This is a genomic window from Falsiroseomonas sp. CW058, assembly GCF_050563535.1.
Lineage (GTDB): Bacteria > Pseudomonadota > Alphaproteobacteria > Acetobacterales > Acetobacteraceae > Falsiroseomonas.
Window position 1 is genome coordinate 52963 of sequence record NZ_JBNXUO010000027.1, and the last position, 17168, is coordinate 70130.

At 75.4% G+C, this 17168-nt stretch carries 16 protein-coding genes, 1 tRNA gene and 1 pseudogene; 7 read left to right on the forward strand and 11 right to left on the reverse strand.

The window, feature by feature from the left end; translation table 11 throughout:
- Position 1 precedes the first annotated feature (1 nt).
- Complete coding sequence (gene pip, locus ACK8OX_RS19145; RefSeq protein WP_430665836.1) at positions 2-952, reverse strand: prolyl aminopeptidase; 951 nt, start codon at positions 950-952, stop codon at positions 2-4.
- A gap of 134 nt (positions 953-1086) precedes the next feature.
- On the opposite strand from pip, the gene ACK8OX_RS19150 reads away from it, so the two are divergent.
- From ACK8OX_RS19150 to ACK8OX_RS19180, 7 genes are all read left to right on the forward strand, one after another.
- Positions 1087-1839 carry a hypothetical protein gene (locus ACK8OX_RS19150; protein ID WP_430665837.1) on the forward strand — a complete coding sequence of 251 codons (753 nt, stop codon included), beginning with the start codon at positions 1087-1089 and terminating at the stop codon, positions 1837-1839.
- Positions 1840-1990: 151 nt separating this feature from the next.
- Entirely contained in the window at positions 1991-2923 is a 933-nt protein-coding gene (locus ACK8OX_RS19155) for a metal ABC transporter solute-binding protein, Zn/Mn family (protein WP_430665838.1), read from the forward strand.
- The gene (locus ACK8OX_RS19160) at positions 2920-4146 is read left to right on the forward strand and encodes a hypothetical protein (RefSeq protein ID WP_430665839.1); all 1227 of its coding nucleotides are present in this window, start codon (positions 2920-2922) and stop codon (positions 4144-4146) included. Before ACK8OX_RS19155 ends, ACK8OX_RS19160 begins: the two co-directional genes overlap by 4 nt.
- Before the next feature lie 36 nt (positions 4147-4182).
- Entirely contained in the window at positions 4183-4869 is a 687-nt protein-coding gene (locus ACK8OX_RS19165) for an endonuclease V (protein ID WP_430665840.1), read from the forward strand.
- 74 nt (positions 4870-4943) lie between these two features.
- Positions 4944-5306 carry a DUF423 domain-containing protein gene (locus ACK8OX_RS19170; protein WP_430665841.1) on the forward strand — a complete coding sequence of 121 codons (363 nt, stop codon included), beginning with the start codon at positions 4944-4946 and terminating at the stop codon, positions 5304-5306.
- Positions 5303-6262 carry an SAM-dependent methyltransferase gene (locus ACK8OX_RS19175; protein ID WP_430665842.1) on the forward strand — a complete coding sequence of 320 codons (960 nt, stop codon included), beginning with the start codon at positions 5303-5305 and terminating at the stop codon, positions 6260-6262. The genes ACK8OX_RS19170 and ACK8OX_RS19175 overlap by 4 nt, the downstream gene beginning before the upstream one ends.
- Positions 6242-6323, forward strand: a tRNA-Leu gene (locus tag ACK8OX_RS19180). Before ACK8OX_RS19175 ends, ACK8OX_RS19180 begins: the two co-directional genes overlap by 21 nt.
- Before the next feature lie 16 nt (positions 6324-6339).
- Here the strand turns inward: ACK8OX_RS19180 and ACK8OX_RS19185 are convergent.
- From ACK8OX_RS19185 to ACK8OX_RS19230, 10 genes and pseudogenes are all read right to left on the reverse strand, one after another.
- Complete coding sequence (locus ACK8OX_RS19185) at positions 6340-7191, reverse strand: FkbM family methyltransferase (protein WP_430665843.1); 852 nt, start codon at positions 7189-7191, stop codon at positions 6340-6342.
- A 282-nt stretch (positions 7192-7473) separates the two neighbouring features.
- On the reverse strand, positions 7474-8070 hold the full coding sequence (locus ACK8OX_RS19190; protein WP_430665844.1) for a GNAT family N-acetyltransferase: 597 nt from the start codon (positions 8068-8070) through the stop codon (positions 7474-7476).
- A 39-nt stretch (positions 8071-8109) separates the two neighbouring features.
- The gene (locus ACK8OX_RS19195) at positions 8110-9456 is read right to left on the reverse strand and encodes an aldehyde dehydrogenase family protein (protein ID WP_430665845.1); all 1347 of its coding nucleotides are present in this window, start codon (positions 9454-9456) and stop codon (positions 8110-8112) included.
- A 22-nt stretch (positions 9457-9478) separates the two neighbouring features.
- Entirely contained in the window at positions 9479-10714 is a 1236-nt protein-coding gene (locus ACK8OX_RS19200) for a hydroxysqualene dehydroxylase (RefSeq protein WP_430665846.1), read from the reverse strand.
- Entirely contained in the window at positions 10711-12357 is a 1647-nt protein-coding gene (locus ACK8OX_RS19205) for a squalene/phytoene synthase family protein (protein WP_430665847.1), read from the reverse strand. Before ACK8OX_RS19205 ends, ACK8OX_RS19200 begins: the two co-directional genes overlap by 4 nt.
- A 3-nt stretch (positions 12358-12360) precedes the next feature.
- Positions 12361-13470: a glycosyltransferase gene (locus ACK8OX_RS19210; protein ID WP_430665848.1), complete on the reverse strand. Its 1110-nt coding sequence runs from the start codon at positions 13468-13470 to the stop codon at positions 12361-12363.
- Between the two features lie 2 nt (positions 13471-13472).
- Positions 13473-14324, reverse strand: a complete 852-nt coding sequence (locus tag ACK8OX_RS19215; RefSeq protein ID WP_430665849.1) for a lysophospholipid acyltransferase family protein — start codon at positions 14322-14324, stop codon at positions 13473-13475.
- 31 nt (positions 14325-14355) lie between these two features.
- Positions 14356-15942, reverse strand: a complete 1587-nt coding sequence (locus ACK8OX_RS19220) for a phytoene desaturase family protein (protein WP_430665850.1) — start codon at positions 15940-15942, stop codon at positions 14356-14358.
- 248 nt (positions 15943-16190) lie between these two features.
- Positions 16191-16586, reverse strand: a complete 396-nt coding sequence (locus ACK8OX_RS19225; protein WP_430665851.1) for a hypothetical protein — start codon at positions 16584-16586, stop codon at positions 16191-16193.
- A 194-nt stretch (positions 16587-16780) separates the two neighbouring features.
- Positions 16781-17168: pseudogene (locus ACK8OX_RS19230) on the reverse strand (hypothetical protein); the annotation flags it as partial.

Sequence of the window (17168 nt, forward strand, 5' to 3'; positions counted from 1 at the left end):
CCTACCGCGCCCGGCGGAAGCGTTCCACCGCCGCGACCAGCGCCGTCCGCACCCCCGGCTCCAGCGCGGAATGCCCGGCATCGGGCACCACGGTCAGCCGTGCGCGCGGCCAGGCGGCGGCCAGTTCGAAGGCGGTGTCGGGCGGGCAGACCATGTCGTAGCGGCCCTGCACGATCTCCGCCGGGATGTGCGCGATGCGCTCCATCCCGCCGAGCAGCCCCTGCGGCGGCAGGAACAGGTCATGCGCGAAGTAATGCGCCTCGATCCGCGCGAGGCCGAGGGCGCTGCGGTCCTGCGCGAAGGACGCCACCGTCTCCGGGCTCGGCAGCAGGGTGGAGCAGGAGCCCTCATAGAGGCTCCAGGCCCGCGCGGCCGGGCCGTGCACCACCGGGTCGGGGTCGCAGAGCCGGCGCAGATAGGCGCCGAGCAGGTCGGCCCGCTCGGCCGGGGGCACATGTTCGGCGAAGGCGGACCAGGCATCGGGGAAGACGCGCTTCAGCCCGTAGAGGAACCACTCCACCTCGCTCTGCCGGCCGAGGAAGACGCCGCGCAGCACGCAGCCGGCCACGCGGTCGGGGTGCGCCTGGGCATAGGCGAGGGCGAGGGTCGATCCCCAACTGCCGCCGAACAGCAGCCAGCGCTCGATCCCGAAGAAGCGGCGCAGCGTCTCGATGTCGGCGACGAGGTGCGGCGTCGTGTTGTCCCGCAACTCGCCCAGCGGGCGGGACCGGCCGGCGCCGCGCTGGTCGAAGATGATGACGCGCCAGTGGCCGGGGTCGAAGAAGCGGCGATGGATCGCCCCCGCCCCCGCCCCCGGCCCGCCATGGAGGAACAGCACGGGCTGGCCGCGCGGGTTGCCCACCTGCTCCCAGTACATGACGTGGCCGCCTGAAAGCGGCAGCAGGCCGGTCTCAAAGGGAGCGATGTCGGGGAACAGGTCGCCGCGCGGCATGGCGGGGATTTACCGGCGGTTGGATTGGTCAGGCAATGGGCAGCATCGGCCCAACCGCGTGATCGGGCCGCGCCGGCGCAATGTTTCCACAACCCCCCTTCGCCCCGGCGCCGTTCGTGCCTAGGTTGTCCGGGATGGCCGAGACACCCTCGGCCGGCTCCCGCTCCGTGGCGTCCGGCAGCCTGCGCTGCGGCGTCTGCGGCACCGAGAGCCGGCACCCGCCCTTCCGCCCGAGCCCGCCCGAACAGGCGCCGGACCTCGACCTGCGCCCGGGCGAGCCGGTGCGCTCCACCATGCCGCGCTGGCTGCAGCAATGCCCGGGCTGCGGCTACGCCGCCCCCGACATCACCCGCGCCCATCCGGCGGCGGCCGAGGCGGTGCGCGCCGCACCCTTCCGCGCGCTGCTGGCCGACAACGCCATCCCCCCGCTCGCCCGGCGCTTCCTGGCCTGGGCCCTGGTGCTGGAGGAGACGGGCGCGCTGCACGCCTCGGCCGAGGCGACGCTGCACGCCGCCTGGGTGGCCGACGACCTCGACCGCCCCGACCTCTCCCGCGCCTGGCGGCTGGATGCGGTGGCGCTGTGGCGCGGCGGCCCGCCGCTGGATGCCGAGCAGACGGTGCGCGTGGTGGATGCGCTGCGCCGGGCCGAGGCCTGGGGCGATGCCGCGGCAACCGCCGAGGGCCTGGCCCGCGCCGAACCGCCGGAGGCGGTGGCGCAGGTCGTCACGCTCGAACGCCGGCTGATCGAGGCGCAGGATTCCGGCCGCCACACCGTTGCCAGCGCCCTGCCGCCCCCGGCCCGCCGCCCGCATGTGACGCATCAGCGCATCGAGGCCCGCGGCGAGGGGCTCTGGGCCCGCATGAAACGCTGGCTGTCGCGCCGCTGAGGCCACCGCGCCGCGGCGTCCCGTCCTGCCGTCCCATGCCCCACCTTCCCATGCGGGGAGGGGCGGGACGGCATCCGAACCGCGAATGGTCCCTTGCGGGCCTCGGTCGGCCGCTCTAAAGTTATAGTATAACATACCAGGGAGCCGCCCGATGCGCCGGCGCCACCTCCTCGTCCTGCCGGCCCTCAGCCTCCCGACGGCGCTGCGCGCCCAGCCGGCGCGGCCGCGTGTCGTCGCGAGCTTCTCGATCCTTGGCGACATGGTGCGCCAGATCGCGGGGGACCGGGTGGAACTGCGCGTCATCGCCGGGCCGGATGCCGATGCGCACGGCTTCCAGCCCCGCCCTTCGGACGCCGAGGCGTTGCGCGGCGCGGCGCTGGTGGTGCGCAACGGGCTCGGCTTCGACGCCTGGATGGACCGCATGCTGCGCGCCGCCGGTCATCGCGGCCAGGTCGTCACCGCCACCGAGGGCATCGCGCCGCGCCCGATGGCTGCCCATGGCCATGCCCATGGCGGTGCCGAACGCCGCGGCCAGGCGCCCCGACAGGTGCCCGACCCCCATGCCTGGCAGGACCTCCGCCTCGGCATCGGCTATGTCCGCACCATTGCCGCCGCGCTTGCCGCGGCCGACCCGGCGGGGGCCACCGCCCATGCCGCCGCCGCCGAGCGCTACGCCGCGCGCCTCGCCTCGCTCGACGGCTGGGTGCGCGCCGAGGTCGCGACCGTGCCGGAAGCGCGACGAAAGGTCGTGACCAGCCACGACGCCTTCGGCTATTTCGGCGCTGCCTACGGCATCGCCTTCCTCGCCCCCCAGGGCGTCTCGACGGAGGCGGAGCCGAGCGCGGCGCAGGTGGCCAGCCTGATCCGCCAGGTGCGGGCAGAGGGGATCACGGCGGTCTTCATGGAGAACATGGGCAATCCCGCGACGCTGCGGCGCCTGGCGCAGGAAGCGGGCGTGCGGGTGCGCGGGCAGCTTTTCGCCGATGCGCTGTCGGGCCCCGACGGCCCCGCGCCGGACTACGAGGCGATGTTCCGCCACAACGTCGCGCTGCTGGTGCCGGCGATGCGGGGGGACGCGCCATGATCCGCCCGGCGCTGGCCGCCGCCCTGCTGCTGTTGCCCCTCGCCGCTGCCGCGGCGGAGCCGGAGGTGCGGCTCGATGCCGGCGCGCAGCCGGCGCTGTCGGGCGAGGCGTCGGTGAACCTGTTCGGCGTCTCCACCTGGCGCGCGCCCGACCGCGGCCTGCGCTACCGCGACCTCTACGTGAAGGCCGAGCTGTCCGCCGGGCTGCGGGTGGCCGAGGGCCTGTCGCTGCACGGCGTGCTGAAGTTCGAGCCGCTGGCCGGCGGTCCCTCCACCACCGGCGACGGCGCCATCGACCGCGCCTTCCAGGACCAGGGCGCCTTCGCCGAGAGCCTGTTCGCCGAATGGCAGCCGACCTCCCGCCTGACGCTGCGGGCGGGCAAGTTCACCGCGCCCTTCGGCACCGGCCACGAGGATTTCCCCGGCATCCGCCTGCGCGACTTCGCCGAGGCCTATGAGATCGCGGAGGGCCTCGGCTTCGGCGCCACCCTCGCCGTCATCGAGGAGGAGGACGGGCTCGGCACGCACCGGCTCTCCGCCGCCGTCTTCACCCTCGACACCACCTCGCTCTCCAGCAGCTTCGTCACCCGCCGGCGCTTCGGCCGCGACGAGGCGGAGCGCTTCGCGCGCAACAGCCGCGGGCAGGGCGGGCCGGGCAACACCGGGCGGCTGGACAACTGGGCGCTGGCGCTGGACGGGGAGGGGATCGGCGCGCTGCCCGGCTTCTCCTACCACCTGGCCGTGCTGTCGCGCGGCGCGGGGGTGGATGGCACGGCGCGCGAATGGGGCTTCGCCATCGGCCTGCGGCAGGAGATCCGCTGGACCGAGGACCTGACCACGACCCTGTTCGCCGAGGCGGTGCGCTTCCGCAACGCCGGCGGACGCCCGCGCATCGAGGTCGCCACGACCGACCCCGCCACCGGGGCGCCGGACGGGACGGTGGAGGCCACCACCCTGGCCGAGCGCCGCACCCTGGCCACCCTCGGCGCCCGCACCGGCTGGGGCCCCTGGCGCGCCACGCTGGCCTGGCAGGCGGACAGCCGCCGCCGCAGCGTCGACGCGGTGCCGCGCGAGACCTACCTGGAAGCCTCCGTCGGGCGCGAGCTTGGGCACGGCCTCGCGCTCGACATCGGCCTCTCCCGCACGCGCTATGCGCGCGAGGGCGGCGGGGCCGGCACCGCCGACGCCGCGTTGACGCTGCTGTCCTGGCGCGCGGAGTTCTGAACGGGCGCGCCGCCCGTGGCCTGCGACACTCGGCCGATGCAACGGCCCCCCGGCTTCGCCTTCCCCGCCACCGCCGCCGAGGCGCGGCGGCTGATCCCCGAACTTGCCGCCCGCGTCGAGACGGCGGACCGCATCGGGGAGGTCCGCGTGATCGGTGGCGCCGACGCCTCCTCCACCCGCTTCGACCCGACGCGGGCGGTCCATGCGGCGATCGTGGCGCTGGCCTGGCCGGGGCTGGCGCCGCTCGGGCAGGGCGGGGCGGTGACGCAAGGCGGCCTGCCCTACATCCCCGGCCTGCTCGGCTTCCGAGAGGTGCCGGCGCTGGTCGAGGCCTGGTCGCGGCTGGAACGCCGGCCGGACCTGGTGCTGGTGGACGGCCACGGCATCGCGCATCCGCAGGGCCTCGGCATCGCCTGCCTGCTCGGCCTCGTGCTGGACGTGCCGACCATCGGCGTCGCCAAGTCGATTCTGGTGGGACAGGTGGAGGGTGACCTGCCGGAGGTGCCGGGCGCGCGCGCGCCGCTGGTCTGGAAGGGGCGGGAGATCGGCCTGGCGCTGCGGACCCGGCGCGGCGCCAACCCGCTGTTCGTCTCCCCCGGCCACCGCGTCTCCCCCGCCACCGCGCTGCGCTGGGTGCTGGCGACGGGCAGCGGGCGGCGGCTGCCGGTGCCGACCCAGGCCGCGCATGAGGCGGCCGGCGCGCTGCGCCGCGCCGGGGGGTGACCGGGGACGGGCGGCAGGGGCCGCGCGCATATGGGCGGTAGCGCCGGGCGGCGGCCTGCGCTAACGCCCCCGGCATGTCGCGTTTCTGGATGGCGCTCGGCGCATTCTCCGGCCTGGTCGCCGTGGCGATGGCGGCCTATGCCTCGCATGGGATCGACCCTGCGCGCGGCAACCTGGCGATGACCGGTGCCTCCTTGCAGGCCTGGCACGCGCTGGCGCTGCTCGGCGCGGGGCTGCTGGCGGAACGCCGCCGCGGCCCGCTGCCGCATGTCGCCGCAGGGTGCTTCGCGCTCGGCTCGGCGGCCTTCTGCCTGGGCGTCTATCTCCGCGCCCTGACCGAGCATTCGATCGGCCTCCTCACGCCGCTCGGCGGGCTGACGATGATGGCGGGCTGGGGCGTGCTGGCCGTCGCGGCGCTGCTGGCGCCGCAGCGGTGATCGCCGCCTGCTACCTGGCGGCCGAGGGCTTCGAGGCGGAACTGGCCGAGGAACTGCGCCGCGGCGGCCGGCGCGTCGCGGCCTGGCACGGGCGGCTGGCGCTGTCGCCCGACCCGCCGGGCCCGGCGGCCTGGGCGCTCGACACCTGGACCGCCCCGCGGGAGGTCGCGGCCCCTTCGGTCAAGGCGGCGGCCGATGCGTTGCGCGCCATCCAGCGCAACTGGGCGGGCTATGCCGCCCTGCACCACCGCCGCAGCGCGCTGGTGGCCGAACGCCTGCCGCCGGTGAAGGCGCGGCCGCTGGCCTTTCCGGAACCCGCCCCCGCCGCGCATCTCGGCGCCTGGACGCTGCTGGCGCCGGACCGGCTGCTCGCCTCACCCACCAAGACGAGCCCCTTCGTGAATGGCGAGGTCGCCTTCGTCGAGGACCGGGAGGGCCCGCCCTCGCGCGCCTATCTCAAATTGTGGGAGGCGCTGACGCGGATCGGGCGGCATCCCATGCCGGGGGAGACCTGCCTCGATCTCGGCGCCGCGCCGGGGGGCTGGACCTGGGCGATCGCCCGGCTCGGCGCCCGCGTCACGGCGGTGGACAAGGCGCCGCTCGCGCCCTCGGTCGCGGCGATGCCGGGCGTGACGATGCGGGCCGAGAGCGCCTTCGGCCTCGATCCCCTGCGGGAGCCGGCGGTGGACTGGCTGTTCAGCGACGTCATCTGCTACCCGGCGCGGCTGCTCGCGCTCGTGCGGCGCTGGATCGCGGCCGGCACGGCGCGTCACTTGGTCTGCACCATCAAGTTCCAGGGCGCGACCGATCACGCCATCGCCGCCGAATTCGCCGCCATCCCCGGCGCGGTGCTGTTCCACGGCGCGCACAACAAGCATGAGCTGATGTTCGCGCGGTTGGGCGAGGATGGCGCCGGCGTGCTACAGGCGCCCGGCGGGGGCGTGCCGGAACGGTAGACGGAAGCGACTTAAAATCGCTCGGCCAGCGGCCATGCGGGTTCGAGTCCCGCCGCCCCTACTTCCCCTTCCCGGCGCTACCAGGCGAACAGGTGGACGCGCTCGGCGATCGGCTGGCCGGCATAGGGTTCGAGCCGGTTGTCGGCCCAGAGCACATGCAGCGCCCGCCCTTCCAGCGTGGCCAGCAGCCGGGCGATGCCGTCGGCGGGCAGCAGGTCCGTGTGGACCTCGATGGCGATGCGGGGGATGCGGCGGACCACCTCGGCGGATGTCTCCATCACGCCGAGTTCCGCCCCCTCGATGTCGAGCTTCAGCACGTCGAAGGGCCCGTCGGCGATGTCCTCCAGCATGACCATCACCGCGCGTTCGCGCTGCCAGTCGCCGCCCTTCTGCGCGACCACGTTGGAATCGTGGAACAGGTTCACCATCCCGCGTTCCCCGCCGATGGCGGCGCAGGTGACGGTGGCGTGCCCGATGCCGTTCAGCGCCAGGTTCGCCTTGGCGACCAGCGCGTTGAACACCACCGCGTCGAAGGCGCTCACGAAGCCGCCCGGCCCGGTCCAGGCGGCCAGCAGCAGGGTGGTCAGCCCCTGGTGGCAGCCGCATTCCAGGATGCGGTCGCCGGGGCGGACGACGTGGTCGCGCAGGACCCGCATCTCCTCCCAGTCGATCGCGGCGGCGCGGTCCAGCGTCAACGGCCGCGCCTCGGCCTCCGCCATGGTCAGGGCGGGGGCGGGCGGCGCGTCGTACCAGGACGCCGCGACGGCATCGCCCACCAGGTAGTTGAAGCCGACGCCGCAGCTGTCCTTGCGGATGATCCGCGGCGTGAACCCGCCCGCCAGCGCGGCGAGGGGGCTGGCGTCGTCGCTGGCGGCGGCGCGCTTCAGCCGGCGCAGCAGCGCCAGCCCGGGCAGGTCCGTGGTGGTCAAGGGCCATGGTCTCCGGCAGGTGGCGGGCTGCCGTCGAAGCCGGGCCCGCGGCGCTGCCATGGTCCGCATCATGCCGCCGCGTGCAAGGGGCGATCCGGTCGCCGCCCGCGGGCTCACACCGGCCGGCGTTGGTGGTGATCCGATGGCGGCGGGCGAAGCCCGCCGAGCGGCCGGACGGCCGCCGCGCCGGGTGGCGCGCAGCCCAGCCGGCGGATACCAGCGCCCGGCGCTTGAGGGCACAGAAAAAGCCATGCGAACGGTCGAAGCATTCGACCGGTCGCATCACCGCATCGCCGCGGCCATCTCCGGCGGGGCGGCGACGAAGGCGAGGGTGGACATCGCATGGTCCGCCAGCGCGTCGCGCCGGACGGCCCACCATTCGCAGGGCTCCTCGCGCCCGCGGGCGGCGCACCAGATCCGGCCCGGGCCGAGGAGCCGCATGCCGAGCCCGCGCAGCACCGCGCGCGAGGCCGCGTTGTCGCTCTGCACCGCGGCGCGGAGTTCGGTGATGCCGAGCCGGCGGAACGCCGCGTCCCGGACCAGTGGCGCGGCTTCCCGCATCAGGCCCTGGCCCTGGAACTCCTCGCCGATCCAGTAGGTGAGCACGCCGCGCAGCGGGTCCGCCTCCGAGCGGGAGACGGAGATCCAGCCGAGCACCCGGCCGTCCGAGTGGCGCGTCAGCAGCATCGGCAGGCAGGCCCCGGCGGCATGGGCCGTCCGCGCCTGCTCGATCCGCAGCAGCGCCGTCTCACCCTCCATGCAGGCCGGCCAGGAGGCAAGGCGGGCGCTGATCCCGGGCGCCATCAGGCGGGCCAGTTCGGTCGCGTCCTCCGGGCAGGGAAGCCGCAGGCACAGCCTCGACGTGCACAAACCGCTCATATGCTCGCCACCCGCGTTCATGGCGGGAGAGTGCCAGCGTTAACGAAGTTTCGCCAGACGGTTGATCAACCGGGTCGCGAATCTCTTTCGTGGAAGATCAAAGAGACGCGAGAGACTCCATCCCCCGTGACGCACCACCGCACGGAGATTTGAGAATTCCTCGAATCCCCGCAACCCGTGGTAGCGCCCCTGCCCGGACGCGCCGACCCCGCCGAAGCCCAGCGCGGGGAAGGCGACGTATTCAACCGCCCGCCCGCTGACCACCGCGCCCGACCGCGTGCCGGCCATCACCGCCGCTTCCTCGGCCGCCGTGGCGCCGAACAGGTAGATGGCCAGCGGCGACGGACGGGCGGCGACCCAGGCAATGGCGGCGGCCAGGTCCGGCTGCGGCGCCACCGCCAGCACCGGGCCGAAGATCTCCTCGGTGGCGATGGCGCTGCCCTCCGGCGCCTCGGCCAGCGCCAGCGCGCGCCGCCGGCCGGGACCGTCCGCGCCGAGCGGGTGCAGCGCCAGCCCCGCCGTCAGCGCATCCAGCCGCGCCGCCTGCGCGTCGGATGCGATGGCGCCTTCGGGCAGGGCGATGCCGGTGGCGAGGCAGGCGCGCCGGAAGGCGTCGGCACCGTGGCCCACCAGCAGCACCGTGTCGGGGGCGACGCAGGTCTGGCCGGCATTCACCGCCTTGCCCGCGAGGATGCTGCGCGCGGCCGCCGCCAGGTCGGCGCCCGGCAGCACGATGGCCGGGCACTTGCCGCCGAGCTCGAGCGTGACCGGCACCAGGTTGCGCGCCGCGGCTTCCGCCACCCGCCGCCCGGTCTCGGTCCCGCCGGTGAAGACCAGGTGGTCCCAGGGCTGGGCGGCGAAGTCGCGCGCCACCTCCGGCCCGCCCTGCACGGTGCGCGCCATGTCGGGGCCGAGCGCGGCGTCCAGCAGTTCCGCCAGCAGCGCCGCGGTGCGGGGCGTGTGCTCGGACGGCTTCACCGCCACGCGGTTGCCCGCCGCGACCGCATCCACCACGGGCCAGAGGGCGAGCTGCACCGGGTAGTTCCACGGCGCCATGATGCCGACGACGCCCTTCGGCACCGGCACCTCCCGCGCGGAGGCGGGCCGGAAGGGGAAGGGCACGGCCACGCGGCGCGGCCGCGCCCAGCGGCGCAGGTGCCGGCGGGAATGGCGCGCCGCATCCACGGTGCAGACCACGTCGGCCAGCAGCGTGTCGTGGCGCGACCGCCCGCCGTAATCGGCATCGAGCGCCGCGGCGATCGCCTCCGCCCGCGCCAGCAGCGCCTCCGCCAGCGCATCGAGCAGCGCGCGGCGCTGCGGGAGGTCGGGCGCGCCGTCCCGCGCCTCCGCGGCGCGCAGCGCGGCCAGCGCGGCGGCCGGGCTCATGCCGGGGCCCCGTTGGACATGTTCATGCCGGGGCCCCGGCGGGCGCGTGCAGCAGCGCGGCGGCGGCGGCCTCGCCGGAGCGGACGGCCGCCTCGATCGTCGCGGGCAGGGCGGGGAAGGTCCAGTCGCCGGCGAGGGCGAGGTTGGCCAGCGGGCGGCGCGGCGGGCGCGGGCGGGGGCCGGTGGCGTGGCGCGGCGTCGCCCGCCTCTCCCGCACCGCGCGGGCGCTCGGCGGCGTGGCGGGCCATTCGCCCGGCAGGGCGAAGCGGATCGCCGCGTCCCGCACCTCGGGCCAGATGCGCGCCGCGGCCTCGGCATCCGTCAGGGCCACCGGGGCATCGGCGGCGCTGACGGTGACGGAGACGCCCTCCGGCCGGACCAGGACCCATTGCGCCAGCCCGCCCAGCAGCCCGATGAAGCGCACCGGCCCGTCCACGCCCCGGGCGAAGTGCAGGTTCAGGATGGGCGCATGATCCCGCGGCGCCGGCAGCTCCGGCAGCAGGCGCACCGCTTCCCAGGGGGGAAGTGCCAGCACCACCGCATCCCCGGCGCCGAGCGCGACCGCATGCTCCCCGAAATCCAGCGCCGTGGCACGGCCTTCCGCCCGGCCGATGCCGCGCAGCCGCGCGCCGTGGCGGAACGACATGCCGTGGCAGGCCAGCGTCGCCAGCGCCGGCGCCACCAGGTCCGGCCCGAGCCCGCGCGCCGCGACATAGAGCCGCGCCGCCCCGGGTGCACCGAGCCGGCGCAGCACCGCGCCCAGCATCCGCGCCGAGGCTTCGTCGGCCGGCGTGTTCAGCGCCGCCACCGTCAGCGGCTCCACCAGCGCGCGCAGCAGCACGGGATGGCGCGCGAAGGCGCTGGCCACGCTGCGGTCCGCGCCGGGGATCGCCAGCCGCAGCAGCGCGCCGAGCCCGCCGAGCGTCAGCCCCGCCGGTCGCCGCGCCGCATCCCCCCAGGCCAGCGGCGACAGCGCGACGCGCCGGGCCGAGTGGTCGGCGAGGTCGAGCACCGGCAGCCCCTCGGGCTCGGGCTCGATCCAGCCCTCCCGCGCGCCGATCGCGTCGAGGAAGCGCAGCGCCGCGCGGTTGGCGCCGAGCAGCGCATGGGTGCCGTTGTCGGTGCCGTCCGGCAGGGCGCGCGCGCGGCCGCCCGCGGCGTGCGTCGCCTCGTGCAGCGTCACGCGCCGGCCGGCGCGGACCAGGGCGAGCGCCGCGGCCAGCCCGGCGACGCCCGCGCCGATCACATGCACCGTCACCGCCCCACCGCCATCAGCGCCATGCGCAGCCGCTCCCCGCCGGTCAGGCGCGGGCGGGCGCGGGGATGCGCGAAGCCCCGCGCCATCATGCGGTCCAGCAGGCGGCGATAGCCCCACATCATCACCCGCGCCGGCTTCAGCGCCCGCACATCCAGCGCCGCCAGTTCGCGCTCCGCCGCGGCGAAGCCTTCCGCCGCGCGGTGCGCCAGCTCGGCGCAGCAGGCGGCGAAGCCGGGATGGGCGACGATGGCGGGCGCGCCCCCGGGCGTCATTCCAGGCGCGCCCCCGGGCGTCATTCCAGGCGCGCCCCCGGGCGCGACGCCGTGCCGCGCCAGCAGGCTCGCCGGGACATAGACGCGGTCGATCCGCGCATCCTCCTCCGCGTCGCGCAGGATGTTCACCAGCTGGAAGGTGCGGCCGAGCCGCAGGCCGAAGCCCTCCGCCCCCGGCGCGCCGAAGATGCGGACGGCCAGCGCGCCGACGCTGCCCGCCACGCGCCGGCAGTAGAGGTCGAGCGCCGCCTCGTCCGCCAGCCGCACGGGGCCCGCGGCATCCGTCTCCATCCCCGCGATCATCGCCTCCAGCTCCGCCGCCGGCAGCGCGAAGGCGTCCCGCGCCCAGGCCAGCTCGGCCGAGAGCGCGCAGTCCGGCCGCGCCAGCTTCGCCCGCCACTGCCCGAGGAAGCGTCGCTTCTCGGCCGCCGGCAGGGCGGCGTCGGCGATGTCGTCCACCGCGCGGCAGAAGCCGTAGACCGCGAACAGGGCGCGCCGGCGGTCCCCCTTCAGCACCGCCATCCCGCGCGCGAAGGAGGACCGCGCCCGCGCCACCCGCGCCCGCACCACCGCCGCATCCGATGGCGGCGGCAGCGCGCAGCGCGCGAAGGCCGCCGCGAAATCGGCCTTCGAGAGCGCGACCCGCCCCGCCACCGGATCGGCCGCGCGCAGCCGCGCCAGCAGCCGCCAGCCGAGGCCGAGCGTCACCGCCGCCTGCCGCCGCAGCCGCGACCGCAGCAGCCGCGGCAGCGGCGCCGCCGTTTCCAGCAGCGCCTCCACCCGGTCGAGCCCGGCATCGAGCACGGCGCGGCGCGCCGGGTTGGCGGGGGCGAAGAAGGCGGCTTCCCCGCCCGCCGTCTCCATCCAGGGCAGCGGCAGGTAGATGCGGTCCAGCGCGTCGCGGTCCGGCACCAGATCCTGCAGGTGGTTCAGCACCTGCAGCGCGGCGCAGAGCGCGTCCGCCGCCGGCACGGCCGCCGCGTCCTCCCCATGCAGGCGCAGCAGCATCCGCCCGACCGGCGCGGCCGAGCGCGCGCAGTAGTCCTCGAGCCCCGCCCAGTCGGCGTAGCGGCGCTGCACCGCATCCTGCCGGAAGGCGGAGAGCATGGCCCGCGCCTCCGCATCCCCGACCAGGGCGAGCGGCCCGTCCGGCGCGTCGAGCCGCGCCTCCAGCGCCGCCAGCCGCCGCAGCTTCGCCTCCGCCGGCAGGCCGGGCGCGTCGGCGATGTCGTCGGCCGTGCGGACGAAGCGGTAGAAGGCGAGCACCTTCGGCCGGATGTCCCTCGGCAGCAGGAAGGAGGCGACGGGGAAATTCTCCCCGTCATGGTCGCGCGTCGGCGGGCCGACGGCGATCGCCGCGCCGCCCTCCATCGCTCAGGCCGCCTGGTCGGGCTGGTAGGCGCGGCCTTTCCAGCCGGCCGGCCGGCCGAGCGCGGAGCGCGCGAGAGCGGTCCACTGGATCGCCAGCGCGACGGCGACGGCGGCCGGGTGCAGCGGCACGGTCCACCACGGCTCCCGCACGCGCAGCGTCACCGCGGCGCGGAGCGCGAGGCCGAGCGCCAGCGCCAGGAAGGCCCAGGCTTCCGGCAGCAGCGCGATGGGCCACAGGAAGGCGCCGGCCAGCATCGCGGTCCAGATCGGCAGGCCGACCGGGGTGGCCATGCCTTCGCGGGCATTCTTCAGGAAGCCCGACCAGCACTCCGCGAAGGTCGAATACATCCGGCAGGTCGCGAGGTCGGCACCCTCCACCACCTCCGTCCCGTGGCCGGCCGCGCGCATCCGGCGGGCGAGTTGCAGCGCGTCATGCATCACGCCGCGGATGCCGGCATGGCCGCCGGCCGCGTCATAGGCCCCGCGTTCCGCCAGCAGCAACTGCCCGCAGGCGGCCGCGAGGTCCGGGCGGCGGGTGAAGGCGCGGCCGCCCCCGGGCAGGTAGCAGAAGATCAGGAAGTTGATCATCGGCACCGTCAGCGCCTCGCCCAGCGAACCGATCACCTGGCGCGGCACGCCGGTGACCATGCCGATGCGCTGCGCCGCCGCATGCCCGGCCATGCGCGCCGCCGCATCGGGGGCCAGGCGCACATCGGCGTCGATGAACAGCAGGTGCGTCCCACGCGCGGCTTCCGCCAGCCGGGCGCAGGCATGGACCTTGCCGGTCCAGCCCGGCGGCAGCGGCGGCGCGGCTTCCAGCCGCACCCGCGGGTCGCGCGCGGCATGGGCGCGCACGATCTCCGCCGTGCGGTCGGTGGAGCCGTCATCCATCACCACCACCTCCACCGCGACGCCGGCCGAGGCGAGGGCGGCGTCGAGGCAGGCGGCGATGTTCGCCTCCTCGTTGCGGGCGGGCACCAGGATGGAGACCAGCGCCCCCGGCGGCGGCGCCCCGGCGGCGCGCCGCACCAGCACCAGGTTGGCCACCGCCATGGAGGCCGGGAAGGTGGCCAGCGCCAGGGCGATCCAGGCCCAGGTGAAATCGAGATCCATCCTCAGCCGGCCTCCTGCCGGGTGTCGCGGCGGGGGGCGGGCGCCTCCGCGCGCGGGTCGTGGCGGGGGTCGAAGCGTTCGCCGCGCATGGCGGCGCGCAGCGTCCGCCACAGGTCGAAGATGCCGCCCATTCCTTCGCGCCCCCTCAGCAGCGTCTCGAAGCGGGCAGGGTCGCGCGCGATGGCGTCCTCCGCCAGCCGGTCCATCGTGGCGGCGAGCGCGCGCGACAGCGCCTCCCCCCGCGCGTCGCGGTCCATGGCGGCGAGCGCCGCGCCCTCGATCGGGTCGCCGAAGGCGGCCAGCATCTCCGCCTTGCGCTCGGTCCAGAAGGGGTAGTCGAGGGCGAGCGGGACGAACAGCGCATCCGGCGCCATCTCGGCCAGGCGGGTCATGCCGGGCGCGATCGGCACGGGCCGCTCGCGCGCGTCCGAGAAGCGGCCGGGCGCGTTCATCCACAGCATCCGGTCGGGCGCGGCCAGCACCTGCCTCGCGGTGCGCAGGAAGGCGACCGCGCCGCGCGGCGTCCCCGTCTCCACCCCGAAGACGCCGAGCCGCGTCATGAAGCGGTAGCGCGACAGCGCCGCCGCATCCATCGGGATGAACATGGCGCGGCTGGGAAACAGCGCGCGGGACAGCAGCATGAAGGCGACGCCGTCCCACCAGCCCGGATGGTTGGCGAAGACCACCAGCGGGCGCGCGCCATGGTCCGCCGGCAGCCCCCAGCGCGCCACCCGCAGCGCCCGCATGTGCCGGCCGAAGAAGCGGCCGAACATGAAGTGGAAGAACGCCATGTGGCGCGGGCTGTAGGCGGCGACCGGATCGGCGGCGGGCTTCGCCGGCGCGGGGCCGGTCATTGGGGCCGCCCCGGGAAGGCGCGCGCCGCGCTCATTCGGCGGCGAGCGTCCGTTCGGCGTCGCGCCGGCCGGCCTCGCGCGCCGCCTCGCCCATGCCGCGGCCGCCGCGGTCCTGGTCCATGCTGTCGGCGGCGATCCAGCCGGACATCATCACCATCGGCATCCCCGGCCCCGGATGCGCGGCCCCGCCGCAGAGATAGAGGTTCTTCACCACCTTGCTGCGGTTGCCCGGCTTGAAGGCGCCGGTGAAGGTGCCGTGGCTGGCCAGCCCGTAGATCGCGCCGTCCAGCACCTTGTAGCGGTCATGGATGTCCACCGGCGTCAGCCGGCCCTCGGCCACGATCCGCTCCTCGATGTCCTCCATCCCCGCGGTGCGCTTCAGCTTGTCCAGGATCTTCTGGCGATAGGCCGGGAACATCCGCGACCAGTCATGGTGCGGGCGCAGATGCGGTGTGTGGACCAGGACATACAGCGCCTCGCCACCCGGGGGGGCGGAAGTGTCGTCGCTGCACGACGTCGCGGCGAGGTAGGCGGTCGGGTCGGGCGCGGGCTCGCCCTTCTTGTAGATCGCGTCGAACTCCTCCTCCGCATCGCGGGAGAAGACGAAGCAGTGATGCGCCAGGTGGTCGTAGCGCTTCTTCAGGCCGAGATAGAGCACCACGCCCGAGCAGGCGGGCTCGAATCCCTTGCGGTCGTATTTCCGCGCGGGCTCGCCGCCCACCAGCTCGCGATAGGTGCGGATGGCGTCCATGTTGGAGATCACGGCGTCGCAGGCGATGCGCTCGCCCCCCGCCACCACGCCGCGCACCGCGCCGTCCTGGATGTCGAAGCCCGTCACCTCCACCCCGGGGCGCAGGTCGGCGCCGAGATCGGCGGCGAGCTTCGCCAGCCCCTCCGCCACGGCCCGCGTGCCGCCGACCGGGTACCAGACGCCCTCGGTCGCCTGCATGTCGGCGATCGAGGTCAGCACCGCCGGCGCCAGGTAGGGCGAGGAGCCGACATACTGGCAGTAGTGGTCCAGCATCTGCGCCAGCCGCGCATCCGGCACATGGCCGCGGATCACCTTGGCGACGGTGCGGCCCATCTTCAGGCTCATCACGTCGCGCAGCGTGTCGGGGTTCAGGTTCGCCTTGAAATTCAGCGTGTCGGACATCCCCTCGACCGACCGCCAGAAGAAGAAGCGTTCGGAGACGCCGTGCAGGTTCTCGGCTTCGGCCTGGAGTCGGCGGTAGCCTTCGCCCATGCCGCGGCCGGGGGCGAAGCGGTCCATCTCCGCCGCCATCCGGTCCACATCCTCCATCAGGTCGATGCGGGTGCCGTCCTCGAAGAAGCAGCGCCATTGCGGGTCGAGGCGGATCAGCGGCAGGTCCCGCGCCTGGTCGCGCCCGGCCTCCGCGAAGATGCGGCGCAGCACGCGCGGCACGGTCAGGATGGTCGGCCCCATGTCGAAGCGGAAGCGGCCGGACCCGTCGGGCGCGTCGAGATGCAGCACCGCCGCCTTGCCGCCGAGCCAGGGGTTCTTGTCGAACAGCGTCACCTTATGGCCGCGCGCCGCCGCCACCGCCGCCGCCGCGAGGCCGCCGAGGCCGCCACCGACCACCACCACCCGATCCGCCATCCGCGCGCCCTCGTCCCCTGGTCATGGCACCATAGCATGACCGCCTGCATGTCGCGGCGAACGCCGGAGGTTCAAGTTCCTCGCAGCGCCGGAACAACGGATGGGGAAGGATGTCCGGCCGGGCATGCCCGCGGCGGGGGGGCCGGCGGGGCATGGCCGGGCGCGGGAGCGCCCCGGGCCGCTCAGGCGGGCGGCCGCGGGGGCGACGTCATGGCAGGGGGCCGGTCATGCGCGATGACCGGCGCGGGTCAGGTGCCGGCCCGCATGATCTTCGGGATTTCCTCGCGGAAACGGAAGCGCAGCGCGCTCCAGGTGTCGTCGAGCGCAACCTGGGTGACCGGCAGCAGCCCTTCCGTCGTCACCGGGTCCCAGCCATGGTCCCGGTCGAGGTCGGAGCGGATGGGCCCGGTCTTCTTCGGATAGGCGAACCACAGCCGCGCGCCGATGCCGTACAGGTTCAGCGCCCGCGGCGCGATCGCCCGCAGCGCGGCCTTGTCGGTCGCGAAGGCCAGGATCAGGTCGGCCGCGGCGGTCGCCCCGTTCGGCAGTCCAAACGTCATGCCCTGCGGCGCACCAAGCACCGCGCAGGCCATCCCCGGGCGGTAGCCGAGCCTGCGCGCCACCTCCCCGATCACGACACCCATTTCGAGTCTATTCCGTCACGGAGTTGCCACCACATGCGGCGGTGTAGCGCATAAGGGACCGGAACGCATGCATTCAATGGACAACCCGGCCCTGCGTTTTTATGCACGCCCCTGCATACCATTCGTGATCGGGCCGGGCGGAGGGGCATAGCCGGCCCCCCGCCCGGCCCGGCATCACCGGGCTTCGGGCCGCCTCAGCGGCGCCACCAGCCGCGCTTGCGGGGCAGTTCCGCCTCGGTCCCGGCGCCGAGCACGATCGGCGCGACCGGGGTGCCGATCACCGGTTCTGCGGCCACGGGTGCGGCCACGACGGGCGCCTCGGCGGGGGCGGGGGCCGCCGGTTCCGCCATGGCGGGCTCCGGCACAGCCGCCACGGGCACGGGCGGGACCGGGGCGGGCTGGGAGGCCGGCGCCTCGGCCGGGAGCTCGACCGGCTGGGCCGGCTCCGCCTCGGCGGCCGCGGCCGGCTGGGGCACGATCTCGGCGGCTGCGGTCACCGGCGGGGGGCTGCGGCGGGCGGTCGCCTCGCGCTCGGCCGCGACCTCGGCCGCTTCCATGGCGAGGAAGATCTCGTCCATCTGG

Coding starts and splice junctions, on each gene's coding strand:
- pip (WP_430665836.1), bottom strand. CDS start 952: ATGCCGCGCGGCGACCTGTTCCCCGACATCGCTCCCTTTGAGACCGGC.
- ACK8OX_RS19150 (WP_430665837.1), top strand. CDS start 1,087: ATGGCCGAGACACCCTCGGCCGGCTCCCGCTCCGTGGCGTCCGGCAGC.
- ACK8OX_RS19155 (WP_430665838.1), top strand. CDS start 1,991: ATGCGCCGGCGCCACCTCCTCGTCCTGCCGGCCCTCAGCCTCCCGACG.
- ACK8OX_RS19160 (WP_430665839.1), top strand. CDS start 2,920: ATGATCCGCCCGGCGCTGGCCGCCGCCCTGCTGCTGTTGCCCCTCGCC.
- ACK8OX_RS19165 (WP_430665840.1), top strand. CDS start 4,183: ATGCAACGGCCCCCCGGCTTCGCCTTCCCCGCCACCGCCGCCGAGGCG.
- ACK8OX_RS19170 (WP_430665841.1), top strand. CDS start 4,944: ATGTCGCGTTTCTGGATGGCGCTCGGCGCATTCTCCGGCCTGGTCGCC.
- ACK8OX_RS19190 (WP_430665844.1), bottom strand. CDS start 8,070: ATGAGCGGTTTGTGCACGTCGAGGCTGTGCCTGCGGCTTCCCTGCCCG.
- ACK8OX_RS19195 (WP_430665845.1), bottom strand. CDS start 9,456: ATGAGCCCGGCCGCCGCGCTGGCCGCGCTGCGCGCCGCGGAGGCGCGG.
- ACK8OX_RS19205 (WP_430665847.1), bottom strand. CDS start 12,357: ATGGAGGGCGGCGCGGCGATCGCCGTCGGCCCGCCGACGCGCGACCAT.
- ACK8OX_RS19210 (WP_430665848.1), bottom strand. CDS start 13,470: ATGGATCTCGATTTCACCTGGGCCTGGATCGCCCTGGCGCTGGCCACC.
- ACK8OX_RS19215 (WP_430665849.1), bottom strand. CDS start 14,324: ATGACCGGCCCCGCGCCGGCGAAGCCCGCCGCCGATCCGGTCGCCGCC.
- ACK8OX_RS19220 (WP_430665850.1), bottom strand. CDS start 15,942: ATGGCGGATCGGGTGGTGGTGGTCGGTGGCGGCCTCGGCGGCCTCGCG.
- ACK8OX_RS19225 (WP_430665851.1), bottom strand. CDS start 16,586: ATGGGTGTCGTGATCGGGGAGGTGGCGCGCAGGCTCGGCTACCGCCCG.